Annotated in this window: 21 protein-coding genes; 13 read left to right on the top strand and 8 right to left on the bottom strand. The window is 72.7% G+C overall.

Translation table 11 applies throughout. From position 1 onward, the window contains the following. Positions 1-72: 72 nt before the first annotated feature. Positions 73-1,284 carry a saccharopine dehydrogenase NADP-binding domain-containing protein gene (locus ABZ951_RS02210; RefSeq protein WP_344084653.1) on the top strand — a complete coding sequence of 404 codons (1,212 nt, stop codon included), beginning with the start codon at positions 73-75 and terminating at the stop codon, positions 1,282-1,284. Between the two features lie 37 nt (positions 1,285-1,321). Here the strand turns inward: ABZ951_RS02210 and ABZ951_RS02205 are convergent, their stop codons facing one another. Further along, complete coding sequence (locus ABZ951_RS02205; RefSeq protein ID WP_344084656.1) at positions 1,322-2,581, bottom strand: DUF1266 domain-containing protein; 1,260 nt, start codon at positions 2,579-2,581, stop codon at positions 1,322-1,324. A 213-nt stretch (positions 2,582-2,794) separates the two neighbouring features. On the opposite strand from ABZ951_RS02205, the gene ABZ951_RS02200 reads away from it, so the two are divergent. Then, a complete protein-coding gene (locus ABZ951_RS02200; RefSeq protein ID WP_344084660.1) occupies positions 2,795-3,691 on the top strand; it encodes an NAD(P)-binding domain-containing protein in 897 nt (298 codons plus the stop codon). 30 nt (positions 3,692-3,721) lie between these two features. On the opposite strand, the gene ABZ951_RS02195 is transcribed toward ABZ951_RS02200, so the two are convergent. Next, positions 3,722-4,774: a methyltransferase gene (locus tag ABZ951_RS02195; RefSeq protein ID WP_344084663.1), complete on the bottom strand. Its 1,053-nt coding sequence runs from the start codon at positions 4,772-4,774 to the stop codon at positions 3,722-3,724. A gap of 237 nt (positions 4,775-5,011) precedes the next feature. Here ABZ951_RS02195 and ABZ951_RS02190 point away from each other — a divergent pair, with 237 nt between their 5' ends. Next, on the top strand, positions 5,012-6,277 hold the full coding sequence (locus ABZ951_RS02190; RefSeq protein WP_361278569.1) for a sulfite oxidase: 1,266 nt from the start codon (positions 5,012-5,014) through the stop codon (positions 6,275-6,277). Between the two features lie 164 nt (positions 6,278-6,441). Here the strand turns inward: ABZ951_RS02190 and ABZ951_RS02185 are convergent, their stop codons facing one another. Next, entirely contained in the window at positions 6,442-8,007 is a 1,566-nt protein-coding gene (locus ABZ951_RS02185; RefSeq protein WP_344084668.1) for an NAD(P)/FAD-dependent oxidoreductase, read from the bottom strand. A gap of 114 nt (positions 8,008-8,121) precedes the next feature. Further along, positions 8,122-8,574 (bottom strand): helix-turn-helix domain-containing protein, encoded by a 453-nt coding sequence (locus ABZ951_RS02180; protein WP_344084671.1) that lies wholly within the window; start codon positions 8,572-8,574, stop codon positions 8,122-8,124. Positions 8,575-8,664: 90 nt separating this feature from the next. Here ABZ951_RS02180 and ABZ951_RS02175 point away from each other — a divergent pair, with 90 nt between their 5' ends. Next, a complete protein-coding gene (locus ABZ951_RS02175) occupies positions 8,665-9,942 on the top strand; it encodes an MFS transporter (RefSeq protein ID WP_344084674.1) in 1,278 nt (425 codons plus the stop codon). On the opposite strand, the gene ABZ951_RS02170 is transcribed toward ABZ951_RS02175, so the two are convergent. Further along, entirely contained in the window at positions 9,926-10,624 is a 699-nt protein-coding gene (locus ABZ951_RS02170; protein ID WP_344084677.1) for a transglycosylase SLT domain-containing protein, read from the bottom strand. The two genes, ABZ951_RS02175 and ABZ951_RS02170, sit on opposite strands and share 17 nt — an antisense overlap. A 361-nt stretch (positions 10,625-10,985) precedes the next feature. After that, positions 10,986-12,491, bottom strand: coding sequence for a SulP family inorganic anion transporter (locus tag ABZ951_RS02165; protein WP_344084679.1), 1,506 nt, complete (start codon positions 12,489-12,491; stop codon positions 10,986-10,988). A 524-nt stretch (positions 12,492-13,015) separates the two neighbouring features. Here ABZ951_RS02165 and ABZ951_RS02160 point away from each other — a divergent pair. The 4 genes from ABZ951_RS02160 (at position 13,016) to ABZ951_RS02145 (ending at position 17,780) form a co-directional block, all read left to right on the top strand. Next, positions 13,016-14,425 (top strand): Gfo/Idh/MocA family oxidoreductase, encoded by a 1,410-nt coding sequence (locus ABZ951_RS02160; protein WP_344084682.1) that lies wholly within the window; start codon positions 13,016-13,018, stop codon positions 14,423-14,425. 160 nt (positions 14,426-14,585) lie between these two features. Further along, positions 14,586-15,086: a DUF6328 family protein gene (locus tag ABZ951_RS02155; protein ID WP_344084685.1), complete on the top strand. Its 501-nt coding sequence runs from the start codon at positions 14,586-14,588 to the stop codon at positions 15,084-15,086. 237 nt (positions 15,087-15,323) lie between these two features. Further along, complete coding sequence (locus tag ABZ951_RS02150; RefSeq protein ID WP_344084688.1) at positions 15,324-15,494, top strand: hypothetical protein; 171 nt, start codon at positions 15,324-15,326, stop codon at positions 15,492-15,494. A gap of 801 nt (positions 15,495-16,295) precedes the next feature. After that, complete coding sequence (locus tag ABZ951_RS02145) at positions 16,296-17,780, top strand: amino acid permease (protein ID WP_344084691.1); 1,485 nt, start codon at positions 16,296-16,298, stop codon at positions 17,778-17,780. A 104-nt stretch (positions 17,781-17,884) separates the two neighbouring features. Here the strand turns inward: ABZ951_RS02145 and ABZ951_RS02140 are convergent, their stop codons facing one another. After that, positions 17,885-18,115, bottom strand: a complete 231-nt coding sequence (locus ABZ951_RS02140) for a DUF6480 family protein (RefSeq protein WP_344084693.1) — start codon at positions 18,113-18,115, stop codon at positions 17,885-17,887. A 126-nt stretch (positions 18,116-18,241) separates the two neighbouring features. On the opposite strand from ABZ951_RS02140, the gene ABZ951_RS02135 reads away from it, so the two are divergent. Continuing rightward, complete coding sequence (locus tag ABZ951_RS02135) at positions 18,242-18,754, top strand: metallophosphoesterase (protein ID WP_344084696.1); 513 nt, start codon at positions 18,242-18,244, stop codon at positions 18,752-18,754. 67 nt (positions 18,755-18,821) lie between these two features. Here ABZ951_RS02135 and ABZ951_RS02130 read toward each other — a convergent pair whose 3' ends face one another. Further along, on the bottom strand, positions 18,822-19,094 hold the full coding sequence (locus tag ABZ951_RS02130; RefSeq protein WP_344084699.1) for a hypothetical protein: 273 nt from the start codon (positions 19,092-19,094) through the stop codon (positions 18,822-18,824). 248 nt (positions 19,095-19,342) lie between these two features. On the opposite strand from ABZ951_RS02130, the gene ABZ951_RS02125 reads away from it, so the two are divergent. The 4 genes from ABZ951_RS02125 (at position 19,343) to ABZ951_RS02110 (ending at position 22,921) form a co-directional block, all read left to right on the top strand. Continuing rightward, positions 19,343-21,418 (top strand): SpoIIE family protein phosphatase, encoded by a 2,076-nt coding sequence (locus ABZ951_RS02125; protein WP_344084702.1) that lies wholly within the window; start codon positions 19,343-19,345, stop codon positions 21,416-21,418. Positions 21,419-21,499: 81 nt separating this feature from the next. Further along, entirely contained in the window at positions 21,500-21,949 is a 450-nt protein-coding gene (locus tag ABZ951_RS02120) for a DUF6098 family protein (protein WP_344084705.1), read from the top strand. Between the two features lie 105 nt (positions 21,950-22,054). Next, positions 22,055-22,297 (top strand): acyl carrier protein, encoded by a 243-nt coding sequence (locus ABZ951_RS02115; RefSeq protein ID WP_344084708.1) that lies wholly within the window; start codon positions 22,055-22,057, stop codon positions 22,295-22,297. A 93-nt stretch (positions 22,298-22,390) separates the two neighbouring features. Next, entirely contained in the window at positions 22,391-22,921 is a 531-nt protein-coding gene (locus tag ABZ951_RS02110; RefSeq protein ID WP_344084711.1) for a DUF1360 domain-containing protein, read from the top strand.

Here is a 22,921-nt window from a genome sequence, read left to right as displayed (position 1 = left end):
AATCCCCTTCGGGGTTCCGCGGACCGTCACGGGGTCCGCGGGCCCTGACCCGAGCCTCTGGAGGACCGACCGATGAACAGGCAGAAGCCGTCCGAGCGGACTTACGACGTCGTGCTCTTCGGGGCGACGGGGTTCGTCGGCGAGCTCACCGCCGAGTACCTGCTGACGCATGCTCCCCAGGGGTGCCGGTGGGCGCTCGCCGGGCGCGGCACGGCGAAGCTGGAGCGGTTGCGGGAGCGCTTGGCCGTCCTCGACCCGGACCGGGCCGCGAAGGTGGACGTGGTCCGGGCCGACGCGGGTGACCGGGCGGCGATGCGGGCACTCGCCGAGTCCGCCCGGGTCGTCGCTTCGACCGTCGGCCCGTACCTCTGGTACGGGGAGGAACTGGTGGCCGCGTGCGCGGAGGCCGGTACCGACTACACGGATCTGACCGGTGAGGCGGAGTTCGTGGACCTGATGTGGATGCGGTACGACGAGCGGGCGCGCCGCAGTGGTGCGCGGATCGTGCACGCCTGTGGTTTCGACGCGCTGCCGCACGACCTGTCCGTGTACTTCAACGTCCAGCAGTTGCCGGAAGGGGTGCCGCTGACGGTCGACGGGTTCGTGCGGTCGTCGGGGCGTATTTCGGGTGGCACGCTGGTCACCTCCCTGGCGATTCTGGCCCGGCAGCGGCAGGCGAGGGCCGCGGCCCGGGAGCGCCGCCGGTACGAGCCGGCGCCGGCCGGAAGGCGGGTGCGGGCGCCGCTGGGGGCACCGCGGTTCAGCCGGGAGACGGGGACGTGGGCGCTGCCCCTGCCCACCATCGACCCCCAGGTCGTGCGCCGGTCGGCCGCGTCCCTCGACCGGTACGGTCCCGATTTCCGCTACCGGCACTACGCGTCGGTGAAGACGCTGCCGGTGGCGCTGGCGGGGCCGGTGGGAGTGGGTGCGCTGGCGGCTGCCGCGCAGGTGCCCGCCGTCCGGTCCTGGCTGAGTGCCCGTTACGAGCCGGGCAGGGGGCCGGGGCCGGAGGTACGGGAGCGGGCCTGGTTCCAGGTGCGGGCGGTGGGCGAAGGCGGCGGACGGCGGGCGTTCACCGAGGTCAGCGGAGGTGACCCGGGGTACGGGGAGACGGCGAAGATGCTGGCGGAGGCGTCCTTGTGCCTGGCCCTGGACGAGCTGCCGGAGACGGCGGGCCAGGTGACGGCGGCAGCGGCCATGGGGGATGCGCTGATCGAGCGGTTGCGCGGGGCGGGGATCGGGTTCCGGGTGTGTCATGTGGGTGACGCCCGGCCGCGGGGCTGAGCCCGGCGTTCCGGCGGGTGACCGCCTGCCCGGCAGGTCAGGCGGCCCCGGTGAACGGCACGGTCCGCCAGGGGCTGTCCGGGTCGGTGGTCAGTTCGCGGTGCGCGTGGAGGACCGTGGTGTACCAGGTGCCGAAGCGCTCCTCGTCGAAGTGCAGACAGCGCCCCAGGATGTACCCGGCGGAGAACTCCTCCCATGTGCCGTACGCCGCCCGGGCGGCCGCGGAGGCGCTCTCGATCGCTGAGCGCATCTCGGTCTCGGTCGCGTAGCGGGCGCCCCTGCCCCAGCGGGCCATCTTGGAGGCGCGGCCGATGTCCCAGGCGGCGACGGTGCGGACGGTGCCGTCGGGCGGCAGGAGCCCGTCGGCGCGGAAGCGGGCCTCGTAGCGCAGGATCTTGCCCACCAGGTCGCGCAGGTGGGCCACGAAACCGGCGAACTCGCGGTCGTCGTCGGTGGTTCCGGTCTCCCCGGCGCGGGCGCGCAGGGTCGATTCGACGGTCTCGCGCCACTGTCCGGGGTCGGCGGGCCCCCCGCCACGGGCGCGGGTCAGGGCGGTGCGGGCGCCCAGGACGAAGTCCCAGTACCAGGGGCTGACCTCGCCGTCGAGGAGCCTTCGCTGGATGCCGAGCCAGTCCTGGCGGTCGTGGACGCCCCAGGAGTCGGCGATGCGCTCGCGCTCGCCCCGGTAGCCCATGCCGTGCCAGTGCGCGGTGTTCCACGCGTCGCCGTTGCGGAAGCACAGGTGGGCGCCCAGGGCCAGGCCGTGCAGGAGCAGCCCGGGGGCGGGTGCGCCGGTGCGGCGGGTGACCACGCGGTCCATCAGGGCGTCGGGGGAGAAGAGTTCGTGGTGCAGGTCCAGCCATGCCTCCCGCTCCTCGTCGCCGGTCCCGAAGTACTGCTCGCACGGGGTGGCCGGATTGACGGCGAGGATGTCGACCTCGTCGGGCAGGATCTGCGCGAGTGCGCCGAGGGTGGCGTGCTCGTAGACCAGGACGGGGTGCGGGCGGGGCAGCAGGCCGGAGGTGTAGACCTGGGCGACGGTGCGCCCGTCGGGGGTTCGCGTGGTCAGCACGGGGTGGGTGTCCTCGCCGGCCGCCTGCGCCTCGTCGAGACGCACCGGGTAGTACACGCCCTCGATGGCGAGGGTGCGCAGGTAGGCGTAGGCGTTGTCGGCGCGGGTCAGTTTGTACAGGTACTGCTCGAGGTCGGTGGGGGCCTGCCAGCGGGAGCCGTCTGCCGGTGCCTCGACGAAGGGGAAGAACTCGTCGTGCATCTCGTCCTCGGCTGCCGCGAGCATGGGGGTGTTCCTTTCACTCCGGGTCCCCGCCCGGGGCCCGTCTCAAGATCGGTAGGTACCGTAGCGGCCGTCTTCGCCGGAGTCGGAGGGCGGGGCGGCGGGGGTGGAGAAGGTCCGCTTTCCCCGGGAATGCGTGGCGGAGACCTGCGAGGGAAGTCATGAGAAGGGCGAGTAACTGACCATTCGCCCATTCCGCGAGTTTCAGGGGGAACCATGGGCACCGAGGTGACCGTTCTCGGTCTGGGGGCGATGGGGTCGGCACTGGCCGGGGCGTTCGTCGGCGCCGGGCACCGGACGGCCGTGTGGAACCGTACGCCGGGTCCGGCGGAGGCCCTCGCGGACCGGGGAGCGGTGCGGACGGCGTCGGCCGCCGAGGCCGTGGCCGCGAGCCCGCTGGTGGTGGTGTGCGTGTCGGACCACGACGCCGTCGAGGAGGTGCTCGGCCTGCCCGGGGTCGATCTCACGGGTCGCACCCTGGTCAATCTCACCTCCGGCTCGCCCCCCGCGGCGCGGAAGACGGCCGCGTGGGCCGAGGGCCGGCGGGTGAAGTACCTCGACGGGGCGGTCATGGCGACCCCCTCCGGTATCGGTGACCCGGCCTTCATGCAGCTCTACGCCGGATCGCGGGCGGACTTCGAGGACAGCCGCCGGGTGCTCGCCGCCCTGGGCGACCCGGTGTACCTGGGGGCGGACCCCGCCCTGCCGTCGGTGTACGACACGGCGCTGCTGGGTCTGCTGTGGTCGGCGTTGACCGGGTGGCTGCACGGGGTGGCGCTCCTGGGCGCGGACGGGCCCGGCGGCGGCGTGCCCGCGGCGGTGTACACCGAGGTGGCCGGGCGGTGGCTGGACACCGTCGGCCGCTTCATGAGCGCCCACGCGCCGCAGGTCGACGCCGGACGGTACGCCGGGGGCGAGTTTCCCTTGGAGCTCCACCGCAGGACGGTGGAGATTCTGGTCCATGCCGGCGAGCTCCGCGGGATCAGCTCCGGCATGCCGGAGCTGATCCGGGATCTGATCGGGCGGGCGGTCGCCGCCGGGCACGGGGGCGACAGTTTCGCGCGCCTGGTGGAGTTCATGCGCCCCGGCCCGGCGGGGGCGGCCGCGCCCTGACCGCCGGGCACGGCCGGCTGCCGCCGGCGGTCATTTGCCGGCGATCACCATCGATTCGGGTCCGGCCAGGTGCCGCACCCGGCTCTCGCGGAATCCGGCGTCCGCCAGCCACGCGCGGCAGTCGGCACCGGTGTACTCGAAGCCGCCGGGTGTTTCCAGGAGCATGGTGAGGCTCATCAGCAGCCCCTGGATGTTCTCCCGGCGTGCGTCGTCCAGGAGGGTCTCGTAGATGATGAGGGTGCCGCCGTCCGGCAGCGCCTCGTACGCCTTGCGCAACAGGGACTTGGCCTTGGGCAGGGCCCAGCCGCTGAGGATGTGCCCGAGGATCAGCACGTCCGCCCGGGGCAGCGGGTCGGTGAAGAAGTCGCCGGCGGTGAAGGAGAGCCGCCCGGCGAGGCCGGTGTCCTGGACGCGGCGGTGGAAGCCGGGGGCCACCGCGGGGAGGTCGAAGCCCGTGCCGCGCAAGTGGGGGTGGCGCCGGAGGAGATGGGTCAGTACGGCGCCTTCGGCGCAGCCGATGTCGGCGACGGTGCGGTACGGCCGCCAGTCGACCGTCTCGGCGAGGGCGTGGGCGGAGCCCATGGACAGGCCGGTCATGGCCTGTTGGAAGGCGGTGAGGCGATCGGGGTCGCGGTAGAGGGCCGCGTACATGCCTTCTTCGCCGGTTGTGATCTCGTTCTGCGGCTCGCCGGTACGCAGGGCCGTCTCCAGGCTTCCCCACAGCGCGTACATCCTGGTGTCGCTCATCTCCAGGAGTCCGCCCAGGTAGGCGGGGCGGCCGCGGACGAGGTAGTGGTCGGTGGCGGGGGTGTTGGAGTACAGGCCCGGGGCGTCCGGGGTGTCGGGGGTGCGGCGCAGGGCGCCGAGCGCGACGAGGGTGTCGAGGAAGTCGCGGGCGGCGCGGGGGTGGAGCTCCAGCCGGGAGCGCAGTTCGTCGGCGCCGAGGGGGCCTTCGGCCAGTTCGGTGAAGAGGCCGAGGCCGGCAGCGACGAGGAGGACCTTCGCCGCCATGTAGCCGGAGGCGATCTGCAGGAGATGGTCGGGGGCCGGAGTGTGGTCCAGGCCGTCGGGCGCGTCGCTCATGGGTCCCCCCGGGGCACATCCATGGTCATTTTGCAGGATATATAGGTACTACCCACCCGGTGGAGCAATCAGACCCGCGAGGCAGGGTTCCGGTCGGCCGCCCTCCCCGGGGGGGGGCACCGGCAAGCAGGCCCCGGCGGCGCCTGCGGCTGGAAACCCCTCTGTTTCCCGCGGGGTCGGCACCCTACGGTGTGGCGGTGTGTCCGTGCTGCCCTTGTTTCAGAAGGAGACAGGCCGTTGTCTTTCGGGAGCGCCGCTCAGGAGCATGCCTACGACCGCCACCGACTGCGGCAGTGGCTCACCGGAGCGGCCCGGGACACCGGGCCGGGGCCTTCGCGGCGCACGGTGCTCAGACTGCTGGGTGCCGGCGGCGCCGCGGCGGTCCTGGGCTCCTCGGTCCCCGCCCTCGCCGCGGACGGCGGCGCGGCGGGGATCGTCAAGCCCCTGCCGCCCGAGCTGCTGACGGTGCGGGACACCAACGCGGAGACGAACTGGCAGGCGTTGCGCGGCACCGGCTACCACACGCCGGTCGACCGGTTCTTCGTGCGCAACCACACCGTGACGCCCCTGTTGAGCCCGCAGACCTGGCGCCTGAAGGTGTGGGGCAGCGGGTTGCGCGGCGGGCCGGTGGAGTTCTCCTACGGCGATCTGCGGGCGCTGCCCGCCGTCACCCTCAGCGCCTGCATGGAGTGCGCGGGCAACGGGCGCAGTTACTTCGCCACCCAGCAGGGCGACCGCGTGACCGGCACGCCGTGGACGTTGGGCGCGATCGGGGCCGCCCGCTGGCGGGGGGCGCGGCTGGCGGACGTGCTGCACCTGGCCGGGGTGGGGCGGCACGCGGTGGACGTGATGCCGCGCGGCCTGGACGCGGAGTTCACCAGCGCGGGGCGGAACCACGGGCAGGTGCGCAGACCCATCCCCCTCACGAAGGCCCTGGAGGACGTGCTGCTGGCCTACGAGATGAACGGTGAGCCGCTGCCGTACGACCACGGCAGGCCGGTACGGGTGGTGGTGCCGTCCTGGGCGGGGATAGCGTCGGTGAAGTGGGTGGGTGACATCGAGGTCGCGGACGAGCCGCTGTTCTCCGCGTGGAACACCGTCTTCTACCGGCTCCTCGGCCGCGCCCACGGGCCTGAGGGCAGTGCCCCGATCACCCGTCAGCCGGTGCGCAGCGCTTTCGAGCTGGGGCCGGAGGCGGTTTTCGCCGCCGGGCGGCAGCACCGGCTGACGGGGCGTTCGTGGTCGGGGGCCGGCGGGATCCGGGCGGTGGAGGTGAGTACGGACGGCGGGGCGTCGTGGCGACCGGCGCGGCTGCACGACGGGCCGCGTCCGGGCGGCTGGACCCGCTGGAGCGCCCCGTGGCGGCCGGAGACCGCGGGCCGCACCGAGCTGCTGGCCCGTGCCACGGACACCGCGGGGCGTACGCAGCCGGAGCGGGCGGTCCCCAACGACCAGGGGTTCTTCTTCGACGCGGTGGTCAGGCACCGGGCGGTGGTGGTCTGAGGCCGCATCGTCGCCCTCCGGATCCCGGAGACAGACAGTGATGGAGCCGTTTTCTTGGCGTGCACGCGCCCGGCGGCTCCCGTTCCGCCACCGCTGCCGTGCCGGTTCCTCGCGCTCGGTCGGGCTGATCGGCCTGCGTGGTCCGGCTGTGCACCCTGCCGGCCTCACCGCCCCAGTGCCGCCATCGCCGCGTTGTGGCCCGGGATTCCGCTGACGCCGCCGCCCCGGACCGCGCCCGCGCCGCACAGGAGCACGTTGGGGTGGGCGGTTTCGACGCCCCAGCGGCCCGTCGACCCGTGCGTGTGAGGGAAGGTCAGATCGCCGTGGAAGATGTGGCCGCCGGGCAGCCGCAGATCGTGTTCCAGGTCGAGCGGGGTCTTGGCCTCGATGCAGGGCCGGCCGTTCTCGTCGACGGCCAGGCAGTCCTCGATCGGTTCCTCCAGGTGCGCGTCGAGTTCGGCGAGCGTGGCCCTCAGCAGGGCGGCACGGGCCGCATCGTGTCGCCCCGTGAAAAGGCGTGCGGGGGCGTGCAGTCCGAAGAGGGTCAGGGTCTGGTAACCCTGGGCGGCGAGTTCCGGGCCGAGGATGGACGGGTCCGTCAGCGAGTGGCAGTAGATCTCGGACGGTGGCGCTTCGGGCAGTCGTCCGGCAGCGGCCTGCGCGTAGGCCGCCGCCAGCTGTCCGTATCCCTCGGCGATGTGGAACGTCCCCGCGAACGCCTGGCGCGGATCGACGGTGTGGTCGCGCAACCGCGGCAGGCGTCGCAGCAGCATGTTGACCTTGAGCTGCGCTCCCTCCGCGGCGGCCGGGGGTTCCTCTCCGAGCAGCGCGGCGAGGGCGTGCGGGGAGGCGTTCACCAGGACCTTGCCGGCGGCGACGGTGCCTTCGCGGAGGGGGGTGCGGTAGGCGACCTCGGCTGACGTCCCGTCCGTGCCGACGCGGATCGCCTCGTGGCCGGTGACGATCTCCGCGCCGGCGGCGCGCGCGGCGTCCGCGAGGGCGTCGGTGAGCGTGCCCATCCCGCCCACGGGCACGTCCCAGTCCCCGGTGCCTCCGCCGATCACGTGGTAGAGGAAGCAGCGGTTCTGCACCAGGGACGGGTCGTGGGCGTCGGCGAAGGTGCCGATCAGCGCGTCCGTGAGGACGATGCCGCGGACCAGGTCGTCCGTGAAGTTCTCCTCGACGGCGACGCCGATGGGTTCTTCGAACAGCATCCGCCAGGTCTCGTCGTCGCCGATCCTCGCGCGCAACTCGGCGCGGGTCGGCAGGGGTTCGGTCAGGGTCGGGAAGACGCGCTCGGCCGTGCGGCGGATCCGGGCGTGGAAGCGCTGCCACGACGCGTACTCGCGCTCCGAGCCTGTCAGGCGGGCGAACGACGCGCGGGTGCGGTCGGGTCCGCAGCCCACCAGCAGACCGGTGGGCCCGCCCTCGCGGACCGTCGGCGTGTAGCTGGAGACGGTGCGCTTGCGCACGGCGAAACGCAGCCCGAGGTCGCGCACGATCGTCTCGGGCAGCAGGGACACCAGGTACGCGTAGCGGGACAGCCGGGCGTCCACTCCGGCGAAGGGGCGGGTGGAGACGGCCGCTCCCCCGGTGCCCGGAAGGCGCTCCAGGACGAGGACGGAGCGGCCTGCCCGGGCGAGGTAGGCGGCGGCGACCAGTCCGTTGTGGCCACCGCCGACGATGACGGCGTCGTACACAGCTCGGCTGAACGATTCGGCTGCGCGCATGACTCTTCGTAGCACGGGGCGTTCGGTGTCAGCCAGGGGGCGGCGTCGGCACGGCCACGACCGTGCGGCCCGCGAGGTCGGTGGCGCTCGGATGCGCCGGGTCCCCGGCTCAGGTCACCGGGTGGAGGTCTTGTGGACGGTGGTGTCGTCGGGGTCCAGCCGCCGCCCGTCCGCGGACAGCACCTCCAGTGGGCGGAGGCGCTGCCCTGCCCGGCAGTCGACGAGTTGTGAGTGGGGTTCGCCGGGGGCGAAGAAGTTCTCTTCGCCCCATTGCCGCAGGGCCACGATGACGGGGAAGAGCGCCTTGCCCTTGGGCGTCAGGACGTACTCGCGGTAGGCGCTGCCGTCCGAGGCGGGGGCGGAGGCGAGGACGCCGCCGGCGACGAGGGTGCGCAGTCGCGCGGTGAGGATGTTCTTCGCCACGCCGAGGCTGCGCTGGAACTCCCCGAAGCGCCGGCTTCCGTCGAAGGCGTCCCGCACGATCAGCAGGGACCACCAGTCGCCGATCGCGTCCACCGACCGGGCGACGGGGCATTCGCTGTCGTCGAAGCGCGTCCTGCTCACCACGGCGTCCCTCACTCTCACGACGGTTGCAACATGCTACCAAAAAAGTTAGCGTCACCTCTGGTAGCAAGTTGCAACCAGATAGCCGGAGGAGTGCCGATGCCCGACAACCCTGAAGCTGTGTCACGACCGGCCGAGGGGCGGAGCGGGGAAGCTTCCGCCTTCGTCCTCTCCCGCGGCGTCGTCATCCTGTTCGCCGTCGCCTGCGGGGCCGCGGTGGCCAATGTCTACTTCTCCCAGCCGCTCCTGGTGACCATGGGCCATGACCTCGGCATGAGCCCGGCAGTCGTCGGCGGCGTGGTCACCCTCACGCATGTCGGATACGGGCTGGGGCTCTTCTTCCTCGTGCCGCTGGGCGACGTGGCCGACCGCAGGCGGCTCGTCGTGGCCCAGTTACTGCTCCTGGTGGTGGCGCTGGCCGTGGTGGCCACCGCGCGGACGGCGGCGATCCTGCTCGCGGGCGTGGCCGCGACGGGGCTTCTCGCGGTCGTCACGCAGACGCTGGTCGCCTTCGCGGCATCGCTGGCCCCTCCCGCCGGGCGCGGGCGGGTCGTCGGTCTGGTCACCGGCGGCGTGGTCATCGGCATCCTGCTCGCCCGCACCGCCTCCGGCCTCATGGCCGATCTCGCGGGCTGGCGCTCCGTCTACCTCGCCTCGGCGTCGCTCACCGCGCTGCTCGCCCTGGTGCTGTACCGGGTGCTGCCGCACCGCAGTGACGCTCCGCCCGCGACCCTGCGCTACGGGCAACTGCTGCGCTCCACGGTCACCCTGTTCGCGACGGAACGGCTGCTGCGGCTCCGGGCCCTGTTCGGTCTGCTGGTCTTCGCCGCCTTCAGCACCCTGTGGAGCAGCGTCGCGCTGCCGCTCAGCGCGGCCCCGTACTTCCTGTCCCACAGTGCGATCGGGGCGCTGGGGCTGATCGGTGTCGCCGGTGCCCTGGCCGCGACCGCGGCGGGCCGGCTGAACGACCGCGGGCTCTCCCGGCGGACCACCGGCATCGCCCTGGCACTGCTCGCCGTCTCGTGGCTGCCGCTGGCCTTCGCCCGCAGCTCGCTCTGGGCCCTGGGCCTCGGGGTGATCCTTCTCGACCTCGCCGTGCAGGCGGTCCACGTCACCAACCAGACCCTGATCTACGCACTGCACCCGGACGCGGGCAGCCGGCTGATCGGCGGGTACATGGTGTTCTACTCGATCGGCAGCGCCACCGGCGCCCTCGCCGCGACCTCCCTTTACACGGTGGCCGGGTGGGGCGCCGTCTGCGCACTGGGTGCCGCGTTCAGCTGCCTGGGGCTCGTGCTGTGGGCGTGCACAGGAGACGGCGCCCCGGGCCCTTCAGGAGAAGCGCTCCGGTTTTTTAGTACGCGGAGTTGACGTTGTCCATCGAGCCGTAGGTCTTGGCCGCGTAGTTGCAGGCGGCGGCGATGTTGGCGACCGGGTCGAAGATGTCGGTGGACGTGCCCTCGACGTGGAACGCCTTGAAGGTCGGGTCGATCATCTGGAGCAGGCCCTTGGAGGGGGTGCCCTTGGCGGCGTTGGAGTCCCAGGTGTTGACCGTGTCGGGCTTGCCGGTCGACTCACGCATGATGTTGCGCTTGATGCCCTCGTGCGAGCCGGGGATGCCCTTGGCCTTCATGATGTCCAGGGCCTCGCTGATCCAGCCGTCCAGGTTGTCGGCGTAGGCCTTCTTCGCCGCGGCCGGGGCCTTGGCGGGGGCGGCCTGGACCGGCTTGCGGGCCTCGGAGCGGCTCGCGGCCTGCTTCTCGGCGCGCTCCTTGTCCGCCTTGGCCTTCGCCTCGGCGTCGGCCTTCTTCTTGGCCTCGGTCTCGGTCTTCGCGACCTTCGCGGCGGTCTCCGACTGCTTGCCCAGCTGACCCTGGACGTCCTCGGTGCTCCACGCGACCGGCTGGACGGCGGCGGCCTGGGTACCGGTCTCGGACGCGCCACCGGGGACGGCGGTGAACGCCAGGGCGGCCGCACCCGCGGCGGCGACGCCGGCGGCGGAGAACTTGTGGGCCTTGGTCAGACGGGCGGAGCTGAAGATCGTGGAGCGCATGCGGAGATGAACCTCTTCCCAATCGCGTAGGTCGCAGTGGCCAGGAGCGGCGCGAAAAAAGCGCCGCGTCTCGATCGACGGCGCCGTTGCGACTTCAGCAATTGTTAGCGGCGGGAAATCGCCCTGGCAAAGGTGTGACCTACTACGCCACCTCGTGGTCCCCCGCACCCCGCGCGGGGGTGCCTACCGCCTTATAGCTGTCCAATTTGCCCGCATGGGGGTGGTTCGGTGGCGTACTAAGCCCCCTCGTACGTGACGTGGGCCCTATGCCCGGCCTCACACCGCACACCCTCATCCCTCACCTCCCGCGAGCGTCCGCGCACTCACCGTACGCGGCACTCGCGGGCGGGAAGGCGAGGGTTCAGGACGCGTCGGCGGCGAGTCGGCCGGAGAGGTCCGCGTGCAGCGCGGCGCTGCGCGGATCCATGCCGGTCAGCTCCACGCTCTTGCCGCGGGCCGCGTACCCGGCGGTCACGGCGTCCAGGGCGGCGACGGAGGTGGCGTCCCAGACGGGGGCGCCGGTGAGGTCGATGACGACGCGGTCCGGGTCGCCCGCGTAGTCGAACCGGGCGGGCAGGTCGTTCGCGGAGGCGAAGAACAGCGCTCCGGTCACCACGTGGACGACCCGGCTGCCGTCGGGGTCCGTCACCGAGGTGACGTCCGCGACCTGGGCGACGCGCTTGGCGAAGACGGCCAGGGCGGTGAGCGTGCCGACGACCACGCCGACGGCGAGGTTGTGGGTGGCGACCACACAGCCGACGGTGATCACCATGACGGCGATCTCGCCTGCGGGCATCCGCCGCAAGGTCCCCGGGGCTATGGAGTGCCAGTCGAACGCGGCGAACGACACCATGATCATGACGGCGACGAGGGCGGCCATGGGGATGTCGGAGACGACCGGGCCGAGGACGACGCACAGCACCAGCAGGAACACGCCCGCGAGGAACGTCGACAGCCGGGTGCGGGCACCGGACACCCGTACGTTGATCATGGTCTGGCCGATCACCGCGCAGCCGCCCATGCCGCCGAGCAGACCGGTGACGATGTTGGCGATGCCCTGGCCGATCGATTCGCGCCGCTTGTCGGAGCGGGTGTCGGTGATGTCGTCGACCAGTTTCGCGGTCAGCAGGGACTCCATCAGTCCGACCAGGGCCATCGCCAGCGCGTAGGGGGCGATGGTCGTCAGCGTCTCCAGCGTGAACGGCACGTCGGGCAGCCCCGGCACCGGCAGCGAGGAGGGCAGGTCACCGCGGTCGCCCACGGTCGGCACCGCGATCCCCGCGGCCACGGTGACGACGGTGAGGATGACGACGGAGACGAGCGGCGCGGGCACAGCCTTGGTGATCCTGGGGAAGCCCACCATCAGCGCGATCCCGGCGACGACCAGCGGATAGACGGGCCAGGGCACGTCCCGCAGCTCGGGCACCTGGGCCAGGAAGACGAGGATCGCGAGGGCGTTGACGAAGCCGACCACCACGCTGCGCGGCACGAACCGCATCAGCTTCGCCACGCCGAGCGCGCCCAGCGCGATCTGGAAGACGCCGGCGAGGAGGACGCAGGCGATCAGGTACCCGAGGCCGTGCTCACGGTTGAGCGGGGCGATGACGAGGGCGACCGCACCGGTCGCCGCCGAGATCATCGCGGGCCGCCCGCCGACGACCGCGGTGGTGACGGCCATGGTGAACGAGGCGAACAGGCCCACGCTCGGATCGACCCCGGCGATCACCGAGAACGAGATCGCCTCCGGGATCAGCGCCAGCGCCACCACCAGCGCGGCCAGCACCTCGGTGCGCATCAGCTTCGCGGACAGCCCGGACGGGCGCAGACCGCGCAGCCGCGCGGCCGGGGAGGGAACGGAGGAAGGCAAAGGAGGAGAAACCTGTCGTGTTCGGCGCGACCCGGTCGGCGGGAGCGCGCGGGCGGACCGGGTCCGGTCCGTCAGGACGAGGAAGACAAGACGAGGAAGACAAGACGAGAAAGACAGACGAGAAAGGCAAAGGGAAGGAACCGCAGCCGGCAGGAACGGGGGCGGTCGCCCGCAGACATCGTCCCTGGAGGGCCGGGCCGGCCCGGTACGGCGTGACGGGCCTCCCGGCCGTGGCGGGCCTCCCGGCCCGGGCCACGGGATCGTTTCCTCCCCCGAAGGCTCCGGGGACCGGAAAACCTTACCTCGCGGGGCGCCGGTCCCCCCGGCCCGATCCCCCTGGCCCGGGCGCCCCGGCCCCGCCCGCTGCCGGGCCGTGGGTCTCGGCGCGGCAGGCCCCGGAAGCGGCGGCAGGAACGTTCCGCCGGTCCTCTTGCGCTCCGTGCGTCTCACCGCCAAGGTCCTTAATCGAAGTTCCCGCACAGCTCATGCTCACCATCAGCTCCCCCACTCCTTCAGGAGGACCGGTGCACGAGCCAGCCCCGCACGACCGTGTGGAGAATTCCGGGATCAGCCGCCGCTTCGTGCTGAAATCCGCGGGCGCCGCCGGCGCCGGGGCCGGAATGGGCCTTGGCGGATCCGCGGTCGCCGCGGGGGCGGCCACCCCCTCGGCACCGGCGGCCGGGTCCGGGCGCCGGGCCGCGACCATGATCGGAGTGCCGTTCGAGCGGCGCGGCACGGCGCGGATCGCCGTCATCGGCCTGGGCAACCGCGGCGCCGCGATGACCGACCTCTTCCTCGCACTGCCCGGGGTGCGCATCAGCGCGCTGTGCGACCCGGTGCGGGCGAAGGCGGAGAAGGTCGCGGCCGCCGTCACCGCGGCCGGCCGACCCGCTCCCGCCCTCTACACCAGCGGCGAGGACGACTACGAAAAGCTCTGCGAGCGCGGCGACATCGACTTCGTCTACGTCGCCACGCCCTGGGAATGGCACTTCCCGATGGCCAAGGCCGCCATGACCGGCGGCAAGCACGTCGGGGTCGAATGCCCGGCCGCCATGGAGCTGGACCAGCTGTGGCAGCTGGTCGACCTCTCCGAACGCACCCGGCGGCACTGCATCCAGCTGGAGAACTGCTGCTACGGGCGCAACGAGATGCGGGTGCTGCGCATGGCACACGCCGGCCTCTTCGGTGACCTGCTGCACGGGGCGGGGGCCTACCTGCACGATCTGCGGGCGCTGATGTTCTCCCCCACCTACTACGAGGGCCCCTGGCGGCGCCGGTGGCACACCCGGCTCAAGGGTGATCTCTACCCCAACCACGGCTTCGGGCCCGTCGCCAACTACATGGACGTCAACCGCGGCGACCGCGCCGTGCGCATCACCACCTTCGGCTCCCCCGCCCTGGGCCTGGCCGCGTACCGCGCCCAGCACATGCCACCCGGCGACCCGAGCTGGAAGGAGAGCTACGTCAGCGCCGACCTGTCGGTCAGCCTCGTCCAGACGGCGAAGGGCCGGGTGATCCGGCTGGAACACGGGGTGTGCAATCCGCACCCGTACAGCCGGCTGAACATCCTGGGCGGCACCCGGGGCGTCTTCGAGGACTATCCGCCCCGGATCTACCTGGAGCCGGAGATGTCCGGTGACACCTGGGGCGACTTCTCGCGCTACGGGCAGTGGGACCACTGGCTGTGGAAGGAACACGCCGATCCGCCCGGCGGGCACGGCGGCATGGACTACCTGATGCTCTTCCGCCTCGTGCAGTGCCTCCGCCTCGGCCTGGTCCCCGATTTCGACGTCTACGACGCCGCCACCTGGAGCGCCCCCGTACCGCTCAGCCACGCCTCGATCCGCGCCGGCGGGGCGCCGCAGGACATTCCCGACTTCACCCGCGGGCTGTGGCGCCGGGCCCGCCCGGGGGTGGACTCGGCCAAGCCCTGACCCTCCGTGACAGCAGGGCGGCGGCGGACAGAAGACGGGGAGAACCGCGCGGCGGGACGGCGGTTCCGGCCCCCCGGCCCGGAACAATGGCACCGGACACGCGACCGGGCGCGCCGCGGGGCAGGCTTCCCCCGGGCGCGGAGTGACGGCTGAGGACGGTATGCCAGCAGACGGATGGCCCAGGACTCCGGGGACAGGGCGCCAGGAGACCGAGGAGGAGCGCGCCGACCGGCGCTGGAGCGAGCTGCTTCAAGAGGTGCGCGTCACCCAGACCGGTGTGCAGATCCTCTTCGGATTTCTGCTGATGGTGGTCTTCACCCCGCGCTTCGAGACGCTCGACTCGACCAGCCGCACCATCTACGTGGTCACCGTGATCCTGGGCGCGGTCACCACCGGCGCCCTGGTCGGCCCGGTCTCCTTCCACCGGATCGTCAGCGGCCACGGACTCAAGCCCGAGACGGTCGCGTGGGCCGCGCGGCTGACCATGGCCGGGGTCGTGCTGCTCCTCGCCACGGTCACGTCCGCCCTGCTGCTCATCCTCCGCGTGGCACTGCACAGCTCCGCCGTGCCCTGGCTGGTCGCGGGGGTGGTGGGGTGGCTCGTGCTGTGCTGGTTCGGGCTGCCCGGCTGGGCGCTGTACCGCTACCGGTCCCGCCCCTGACCGCTCCGGCCTCCGGGAAGCGCGTCGGAGACAGGGCGGCAGGGGGCGCGGGACGAGGGCCCTGCCGCCAGGGGCGTGCGGAGGTGGCGCACGGGAGCGGGCGAGCGCCTGTGCGGGCAACCGTCCTCCGCCCACCGCGGTGCGGAGGTGCCTGGTGACGGGGCAGCCTGGCAGCAGGAGGCACGACACCGCGGAACCCGGGAGGCAATGGTGTTCGACCGCAAGGCGGAGGCAGACATGCGGCTGCATTCGGACAGGCTGGCCGCGGAGCTCGCCCGCAAACGCCGCGAGCGCGAGGAGGCGGCCGCCCGCGGCACGGCGGACACCGGGGACGACGACGGGGAGGACACCCCGCGGTCCCGGGCGGCGGGCGGCGCGGAGGAAGCGGAAGCGACAGAAGAGACATAAGCCATAGTGCCCGGCCGGTCAGGGCGGCCGGGGCATCTTCCGCTTCCGCTCCCGGGCGGCTCCCGGACAGGGCGCGCGGGGCACGAATCCCGCCCTGTTACCGGGCCCGCGCCGCGGGGGCGGACGAGCACCGGGCGCCGGTGAGGGACCGCCCGGGGTCTCCTGGCCGCCGAGCTAGCCCGAGTGCCCGCAAAAATCAAATCTCCGTAAACTCTTGACGGCATCATTGCGCACCTCACACCATTCACCGCATGGACTTGTCAGACAGCCGGCGGAGTGCCGTGGCGCGCGGGCGCCACGGAAGCGGTGCTCCGCCGTGCCCCGGGGGGCATCCCCGGGGCGAGGCGGTCCGGCACAGGGAAGACGCGGCGCCGTGTGACGGTGCCCGGGCCCGGACCTCTCCGGGGCCCCGGCAGCCCTTAGAGCACGGGCATCGGTCCGTCCGGAAAACCGGACCGGGATCCGGTTCCGGTTCCACGTCGGCGTGATCTTCCCCGGGTACAGCAGCGGGACCCTCCCGTCCCCTGCGCGTACCCGTCCCCGGCAGCCGCCGGGAGCTGCACCGGGCCCGCCTGAGGGCGGCACCCGGCCTTCTCCCGGCAACCGCCGGGCGCCCGGGCCCCGGGTTCCCCCGCAGGGACACCGAGCCTCCTGGGCCCACCCGTCCACATCTCCCCACCTCCCGGGGGCCAGCGTCGCCAGCCGGCCCCCGGGCACCGGGCCACCGTCACGGCACACCCCCGCGGTGCCACCGCACGGCCCGGTCCTGCTCCCCCCTCAAGCGAAGGCGAAGACACATACATGAGTGACCGCACCCTCACTGCGGCCGGCACCGAGCCCGACCCCTCGGCGCCCGCGCCGGCGTCCGCCCACGTCGACGCCGGCGACGCCGGCTACAGCAAGGACCTCAAGTCCCGCCACGTCAACATGATCGCCATCGGCGGGGCGATCGGCACCGGTCTCTTCCTCGGCGCCGGCGGCCGCCTCGCCAACGCGGGGCCCTCCCTCTTCATCGCCTACGCCGTCTGCGGCGTCTTCGCCTTCTTCGTCGTCCGGGCGCTCGGCGAGCTCGTCCTGTACCGCCCGTCCTCCGGCGCGTTCGTCTCCTACGCGCGTGAGTTCATGGGCGAGAAGGGCGCCTTCACCGCCGGCTGGCTCTACTTCCTGAACTGGGCCACGACCGGCATCGCCGACATCACCGCGGTGGCCACGTACACCCACTACTGGGGCATGTTCAGCGACATCCCGCAGTGGGTGCTCGCCCTGATAGCCCTCGCCGTCGTCCTCGCCGTGAACCTGATCTCGGTGAAGTACTTCGGTGAGATGGAGTTCTGGTTCGCGATCATCAAGGTCGGCGCGCTGGTGCTGTTCATGTGCATCGGCATCTTCCTGCTGGTCACCCAGCACGACGTCGGCGGCTCCACGCCGGGCCTGGCCAACATCACCGACAACGGCGGGCTCTTCCCGTCCGGTGTGATGCCCATGCTGATGGTCATCCAGGGTGTCGTCTTCGCCTACGCCTCCGTCGAGCTGTGCGGCGTCGCCGCGGGTGAGACGAAGAACCCCGAGAAGATCATGCCCAAGGCGATCAACTCGATCATGTGGCGCGTCGGGCTCTTCTACGTCGGCTCGGTCGTCCTGCTGGCCCTCCTGCTGCCGTACAACGCCTTCACCGGCGACGAGAGCCCCTTCGTCACCGTCCTCTCCAAGATCGGCGTGCCCTACGCGGCCGGCGTGATGAACCTCGTCGTCCTGACCGCCGCCCTCTCCAGCCTCAACTCGGGCCTCTACTCCACCGGCCGCATCCTGCGCTCGATGGCCATGTCGGGCTCGGCACCGAAGTTCACCGGCCTGATGAACAAGGGCCAGGTGCCCTTCGGCGGCATCCTGCTCACCGCGTTCTTCTGCGTCCTCGGCGTCGGCCTGAACTTCGTCGTCCCCGAGAACGCCTTCGAGATCGTGCTGAACTTCGCCGCGATCGGCATCATCGGCACCTGGGGCATGATCATGCTCTGCTCGCTGCTCTTCTGGCGCCGTGCCAAGGAGGGCCGCGTCACCCGCCCCTCCTACCAGCTCCCCTGGGCCCCCTACACCCAGATCGTCACCCTGGTGTTCCTCGCCGGCGTCCTGGGCCTGATGGCCGCCGACGAAGGCGCGAGCCGTACCACCATCCTGTGCCTGCCGCTGATCGCGGCGGCGCTGGTCGGTGGCTGGTACCTCGTCCGTGGCCGCGTGGCGTCCACCAAGCGTGAGGCCGAGCTGCGGCGCGCCGGCACCACCGAGTAATCACCGCGTCCCCGTGCCCCCGGACCCGTCACCCATGTGTGGCGGGACCGGGGGCACACGCGTTCCGGGAGGACACCGCGCCGCTCGGCTTCGGTGGCCCGGGTTCAGCCGGACAGCAGGGACACCGCCATGGCCACGAAGAGCCCGGCGAAGAGCAGGACCACGACCAGGATCACCGCCATCGGCATTCCGGCCCACCCCTTCGGCGGGTTGTGCCGGGGGCCTGCTTCTGACGTACTTCCCTCGGCGGGCGGGGTCTCGCCCGGGGGCACTCCCCCACCCGGCTCCAGGCCGGTGGTGTCGTCGGGGTCGGGGTCCATGCTGGGAGTTGTCATGGCGTACGAGTACGCAAAGGCAGCGGATTCATTCACTTCGGAGGCCGCAGGGGTCCGTGAGGCCCTCGTGACCTCGTGCGGGCCGGTGTGCGGGCCCGCCCGTACGGGTGAGATCGGCAGGTAGTCATGCGAGTACTTCTGACGTCCGACACGCACCTGCCCAAACGGGCGAAGTCCCTGCCGCGGGAGCTGTTGGAGGCGATCGACGGCGCCGATGTGGTGATCCACGCCGGGGACTGGGTCGACGAAGCGGCACTGGACCTGTTCGTCTCGCGCGCGCGGCGGCTGATCGGGGTGTACGGCAACAACGACGGCCCCGGCCTGCGGGCCCGGCTGCCCGAGGTCGCCCGGGCCGAGCTCGGTGGGGTGCGGTTCGCGGTCGTGCACGAGACCGGGGCCGCGCAGGGGCGTGAGCAGCGGTGTGCCCGGCGGTTCCCCGACGCGGACGTGCTGGTGTTCGGCCACAGTCACATCCCGTGGGACACCGTGGCGCCGGGCGGCCTGCGGCTGCTGAACCCCGGCTCACCGACCGACCGGCGCCGTCAGCCGCACCATACGTACATGACCACCCGGGTGACCGGCCGGAGCCTCGGTCCGGTGACGCTGCACCGCATCGGGGTGCCGGCGGAGAACGGCTGAGACCGCCCGGCCACGGGCCGGGGGCGCGGCTGCTGCCGGCACGGCGGCCCGGCCGTGGCCGGGTGCGTCACGGCTGAGTGCTCTTGCCGTGTCCCTCCCCGCGCGTCCGCTCCTTCTTGGCGTCCTTCTTCGTCCGCCCGCCCTGCGCCCTCACCCCTTCGAGGGGCTCGTCGTGTGCCGTGCCGCCCTCCGTCCGGTAACCCTCCGCAGCGCTCGCCGTGCCGGGCACGGTGCGCTCACGGGCCTGGCTCTCCTGTCCGGAGTGGGCCCCCGGTTCCCGCTCGTCGCGGGCCCGCTCGTAGGGGTCACGGGGTGCGTTCCTGGGCTGGTTCCGGGCCATGTCGACCGTCCTTCGCTTCGGGTCATGAGCGCGATCCCACCGCGGGTGGGGTGGGGCGGCTCCTGGGTACCCGGATCGCGGCGGCGCATGCGACCACGGCCGAGGGACGCGGGAGGGGTGCGGGGGCCGCTGGCACGGCGAGCGCCGGCGCGGGACGCCGGAGGGCCTGCCGGGCCGTCGCTCCGTCACCCTGACGCACCCGGCCGCCGCGCGAGGGCCCGGGCCCCGCCCTGCGGCACTCTGGTGAGATGACACGGCCGCCAGGACCCCCACCGCCTCCGGACGAGCCCTCCTGGCGCCCGGACTGGGCGATGTTCGACCCCGCACCCGTCGCCGTCGCCGTCACCCACGGCCCCCGGCACACCCTGGCCTACGCCAATCGTGTCCACCGTGAGCTCTTCGGCGAGCGGCCGCTGGGCCGGCCGCTGGCCGAAGCCTTCCCCGAGCTGCGGGAGACGGAGCACTTCGCCCTCTTCGACCAGGTCCTGCGCACCGGCGAGCCGGTCACCGTCACCGCCGCGCCCCTCCGCACCGGCCGGCCGCCGGACACCGAGGAGCGCTTCTTCACCGTCAGCCTCTCCGCCCTCTCCGCGAGCCGTGATTACCGCGGTGTGCTGATCGTGGCGATGGAGGTGACCGAGGAGGTGCAGAGCGCCGCACGAGCCCGCCTGCTGTCGGAGGAGCGCCTGCGGGCGCTGCGCCGCTACGAGAGCCTGGCGGCCACCGGCGTCCGCATGATGTGGGTGACCGCCGCCAAGGGCGGCACCATCGAGCCCAGCCCGGGCTGGGAGGAGGTGACCGGCCAGACCTGGGAGGAGTTCCGCGGCGAGGGCTGGGTCGACGCCCTCCACCCCCACGACCGGGCCCCCATGACGGCCGCCTGGCAGCAGGCTCTCGAAGAGGTGCCCGACCAGTTCGAGTACGTCTACCGGCTGCGCACCGTCGACGGCACCTACCGGCACTTCGACGTCAAGGCCGCCCCGGTCCGCGAGCACGGCACCGTCGTGGAGTGGGTGGGCACCTGTACCGACATCGAGCAGCAGTGGCTGGAGCGGCGGCGCAAGGACCTGTTGGTGCGTGCCGCGGCCGTGCTGGCGGAGGCCACCCAGCCGCGCAGCGCGCTGGCCGCCCTCGGTGACGTCATCGTCCCGGCGCTGGCCGACAAGTGCGGCATCTACCTGTTGCCGGCCCCCGACGGCCATGTGGCCGCGGAGGGGCCGATCACGGTCGAGCGGGTCGCCACCCGCACCCGCGAGGGGCTTCCGTCCGAGCTTCCCGGGCGCCGTGAGGAACACCTCGCGGCGGGCAGCGCCTTCGCCCGGGCCGTCCGCGAGCGGCGCACCATCCACGCCACCTTCACCCCGGAGACCATTCCGCCGGACACCGCCCCGCCCGCCACCGTCTCCTGGCTCGCCCGGGCCGGAGCCCACAGCATGGTCGTCGTGCCCATCGTCATCGACGGCACCCTCGCCGCCGTCGTCGACGCGTTCGCCTGCGGGGACCGGGAGCCCTTCGGGCCCGCCGACGTGGCCCTGATGCGCGAGTTCCTCGAGCAGGCCCAGGAGTCGCTGCGGCACATCGCCGAGTTCCAGCGCACCCGGCGCGTCGCGCTCGCCCTGCAGCACAGCCTGCTCACCGACCCGCCCCGGTACGGCCGGCTGTGCGTCACCGCCCGCTATCTGCCCAGCCCCACCGCCGCAGAGGTCGGCGGGGACTGGTACGACGCCTTCGTCCTGCCCGACGGGGCCCTGGTCGTGACCATCGGGGACGTCGCCGGGCACGACATCGGCGCCGCCGTGACCATGAGCAAGATGCGCAACATGCTGCGCGGCCTGGCCGCCGACCGCCTGGAGCCGCCCGGCGACATCATCCGGCGCCTGGACATCGCCACCCAGATCCTCAACCCCGAGGAGGGCACGGCCACCTGTGTCCTGGCCCGTCTGGAGAACGCCGGCAGCGGCTGGCAGGCGCACTACAGCGTCGCCGGCCACCCCCCGCCGCTGCTGGTCACCCACGACGGGCGCACCCGCTACCTCGACGGGGCGGCGTCCCCGCTGCTGGGCCTGCCCACTCAGGACGACTGGCGCACCAGCGCCGTCGAGCTCCTCCCCGCCCGCAGCACTCTCCTGCTCTACACCGACGGCCTCGTCGAACGCCCCGACGAGGACATCGACCAGGGTCTGGACCGCCTCGCCCGCACGGCCGCCCTCCTGGCCGGCGAATCCCTCGATGTCTTCTGCGACACCCTGCTGGCGGAGCCCGCGGCCACCGGCCGCGACGACATCTGCCTGATCGCCCTGCGCGTACCGGAGGAGGAGGGCTGACCCGGCCGGCCGGGCGGCGCCCCTTTCTCGCCGCCGCGGTCCCTGGTGCATGCGGCGGTGAGAAAGGGGCACAGAGGTGCTGTGAAGATCGGATCCGGTGACCTCACCACCCTGCACGCGCTGGACGAGGTGGCCGACCGGATCACCCGCACACGGCGCCTGTACGTGCGGTGGTCCCTCGGCCCGGAGGCCGACCTGTCCACCGCCTCCAGCAGGGACGAGCTGACCGGTGTGCCGCTGCCCGGGCTGTCCGCCAGCCCGCTGGACGTCGAGCCCTGGTGGGAGGACCGGCCGGTGCGGCTCTGGGCCGCCCGCCGCCTCTACGACTACTGCCATCTCCCCCGGCTCAGGGGCGGCGACGTGCGCCCGTGGCTGCTGCGGGGCCGGGAGAACGGCCGCGGCCCGGACAACGAGCCGCTCGTGCGCGACGTGGAGCCCCTGGCCTGGATCGACCCGAAGGTGATCGACGAAGCGACCAGGGAGATCGAGACGCAGCCGGGCCCCTGGGGACCGATGCGACGGGATACCTGAGGGAGCGGGCCTGCGGGGGAACGCGTCTGTGTGAGAGCGGCCTCGGGGGGTAACCGGAGGGTCCAGGACCACGCGGGTGACCGCCCGGCAGGAAGGAAGTAGGCCATGGCTACCGGTGAGACCGGCTTCAGCGATGTCGCGTTCGACCTGATCTCGGTGCAGTACCACGCCCTCAAGGCGGGACACGACTACGGCCAGTACGTCCGCGACGCGGAGAACGCGGGCAAGAAGGAGATCGCCGAGTTCTTCCGGACGGTGATGGAGGAGGATTCCCGCCGGGCGGCACAGTGCCACCAGTTCCTCCACGAACTGTCCGTCGCGGGTGAGATCGGGCCCGCCGCCGGCTGAGCGGCGCGGGACGGCGGCAGGCGACGACGGCGGGGGCGCCCGGTACCCGGGCGCTCCCGCGCTGTGCGGGTCAGGGACGAGGCGGAGGGCAGTGTGCGGGCAGGTGAGCGGGTGTGCGGCTGGTGGGCGCGGGTCCATGCCGAGTACGAGCAGGGGGCGGACGAGGCCGGCGGGGCGCGTCCGCTGCGGGGTTATACCGTCCTGCTCGGTGCCTATGCGGCGTCCGCCGCCGCCCTGGTCGCGGCCGTCCGGCGCCGCGGCCCGCTGGCCGGGCGCCCGGACCTCACCGATCTGGCCCTGGTGAGCACCGCGACCTTCCAGCTCAGCCGGACCCTCACCAAGAGTTCCGTCACGGCGCCGCTGCGGGCCCCGTTCACCACCTACCAGGGGACGGCCGGGCCCGGCGAGATCCTTGAGGCACCGCGCCCCGGCCCCGTGCGGCACGCCGTCGGCGAGCTGGTGAGCTGCCCGTTGTGCATGACGCAGTGGGTCGGCACGGCGGGGCTCGCGGGCCTGGCCCTGCTGCCCCGGACCACCCGGTGGACGGCCGCCGCGATGACGGCCGTGGCAGCCGCGAACGCGCTGCACCTCGCGTACGCCCGGGCACAGCAGGCCGCCGAGTGA

Origin of the sequence: Streptomyces sp. NPDC046215 (assembly GCF_040646215.1) — a bacterium.
GTDB lineage: Bacteria > Actinomycetota > Actinomycetes > Streptomycetales > Streptomycetaceae > Streptomyces > Streptomyces stramineus.
Note: the sequence above shows the minus strand (reverse complement) of the source record. Positions and strands in the feature narration are given on the sequence as shown.

Bases quoted from the DNA above. Each gene is read 5' to 3' on its own strand.
- ABZ951_RS02145 (WP_344084691.1), top strand. From the start codon at position 16,296: ATGAGTGACCGCACCCTCACTGCGGCCGGCACCGAGCCCGACCCCTCG.
- ABZ951_RS02170 (WP_344084677.1), bottom strand. From the start codon at position 10,624: ATGCGCTCCACGATCTTCAGCTCCGCCCGTCTGACCAAGGCCCACAAG.
- ABZ951_RS02155 (WP_344084685.1), top strand. From the start codon at position 14,586: ATGCCAGCAGACGGATGGCCCAGGACTCCGGGGACAGGGCGCCAGGAG.
- ABZ951_RS02150 (WP_344084688.1), top strand. From the start codon at position 15,324: ATGCGGCTGCATTCGGACAGGCTGGCCGCGGAGCTCGCCCGCAAACGC.
- ABZ951_RS02205 (WP_344084656.1), bottom strand. From the start codon at position 2,581: ATGCTCGCGGCAGCCGAGGACGAGATGCACGACGAGTTCTTCCCCTTC.
- ABZ951_RS02140 (WP_344084693.1), bottom strand. From the start codon at position 18,115: ATGACAACTCCCAGCATGGACCCCGACCCCGACGACACCACCGGCCTG.
- ABZ951_RS02115 (WP_344084708.1), top strand. From the start codon at position 22,055: ATGGCTACCGGTGAGACCGGCTTCAGCGATGTCGCGTTCGACCTGATC.
- ABZ951_RS02195 (WP_344084663.1), bottom strand. From the start codon at position 4,774: ATGAGCGACGCGCCCGACGGCCTGGACCACACTCCGGCCCCCGACCAT.
- ABZ951_RS02200 (WP_344084660.1), top strand. From the start codon at position 2,795: ATGGGCACCGAGGTGACCGTTCTCGGTCTGGGGGCGATGGGGTCGGCA.
- ABZ951_RS02130 (WP_344084699.1), bottom strand. From the start codon at position 19,094: ATGGCCCGGAACCAGCCCAGGAACGCACCCCGTGACCCCTACGAGCGG.
- ABZ951_RS02125 (WP_344084702.1), top strand. From the start codon at position 19,343: ATGACACGGCCGCCAGGACCCCCACCGCCTCCGGACGAGCCCTCCTGG.
- ABZ951_RS02135 (WP_344084696.1), top strand. From the start codon at position 18,242: ATGCGAGTACTTCTGACGTCCGACACGCACCTGCCCAAACGGGCGAAG.
- ABZ951_RS02185 (WP_344084668.1), bottom strand. From the start codon at position 8,007: ATGCGCGCAGCCGAATCGTTCAGCCGAGCTGTGTACGACGCCGTCATC.
- ABZ951_RS02210 (WP_344084653.1), top strand. From the start codon at position 73: ATGAACAGGCAGAAGCCGTCCGAGCGGACTTACGACGTCGTGCTCTTC.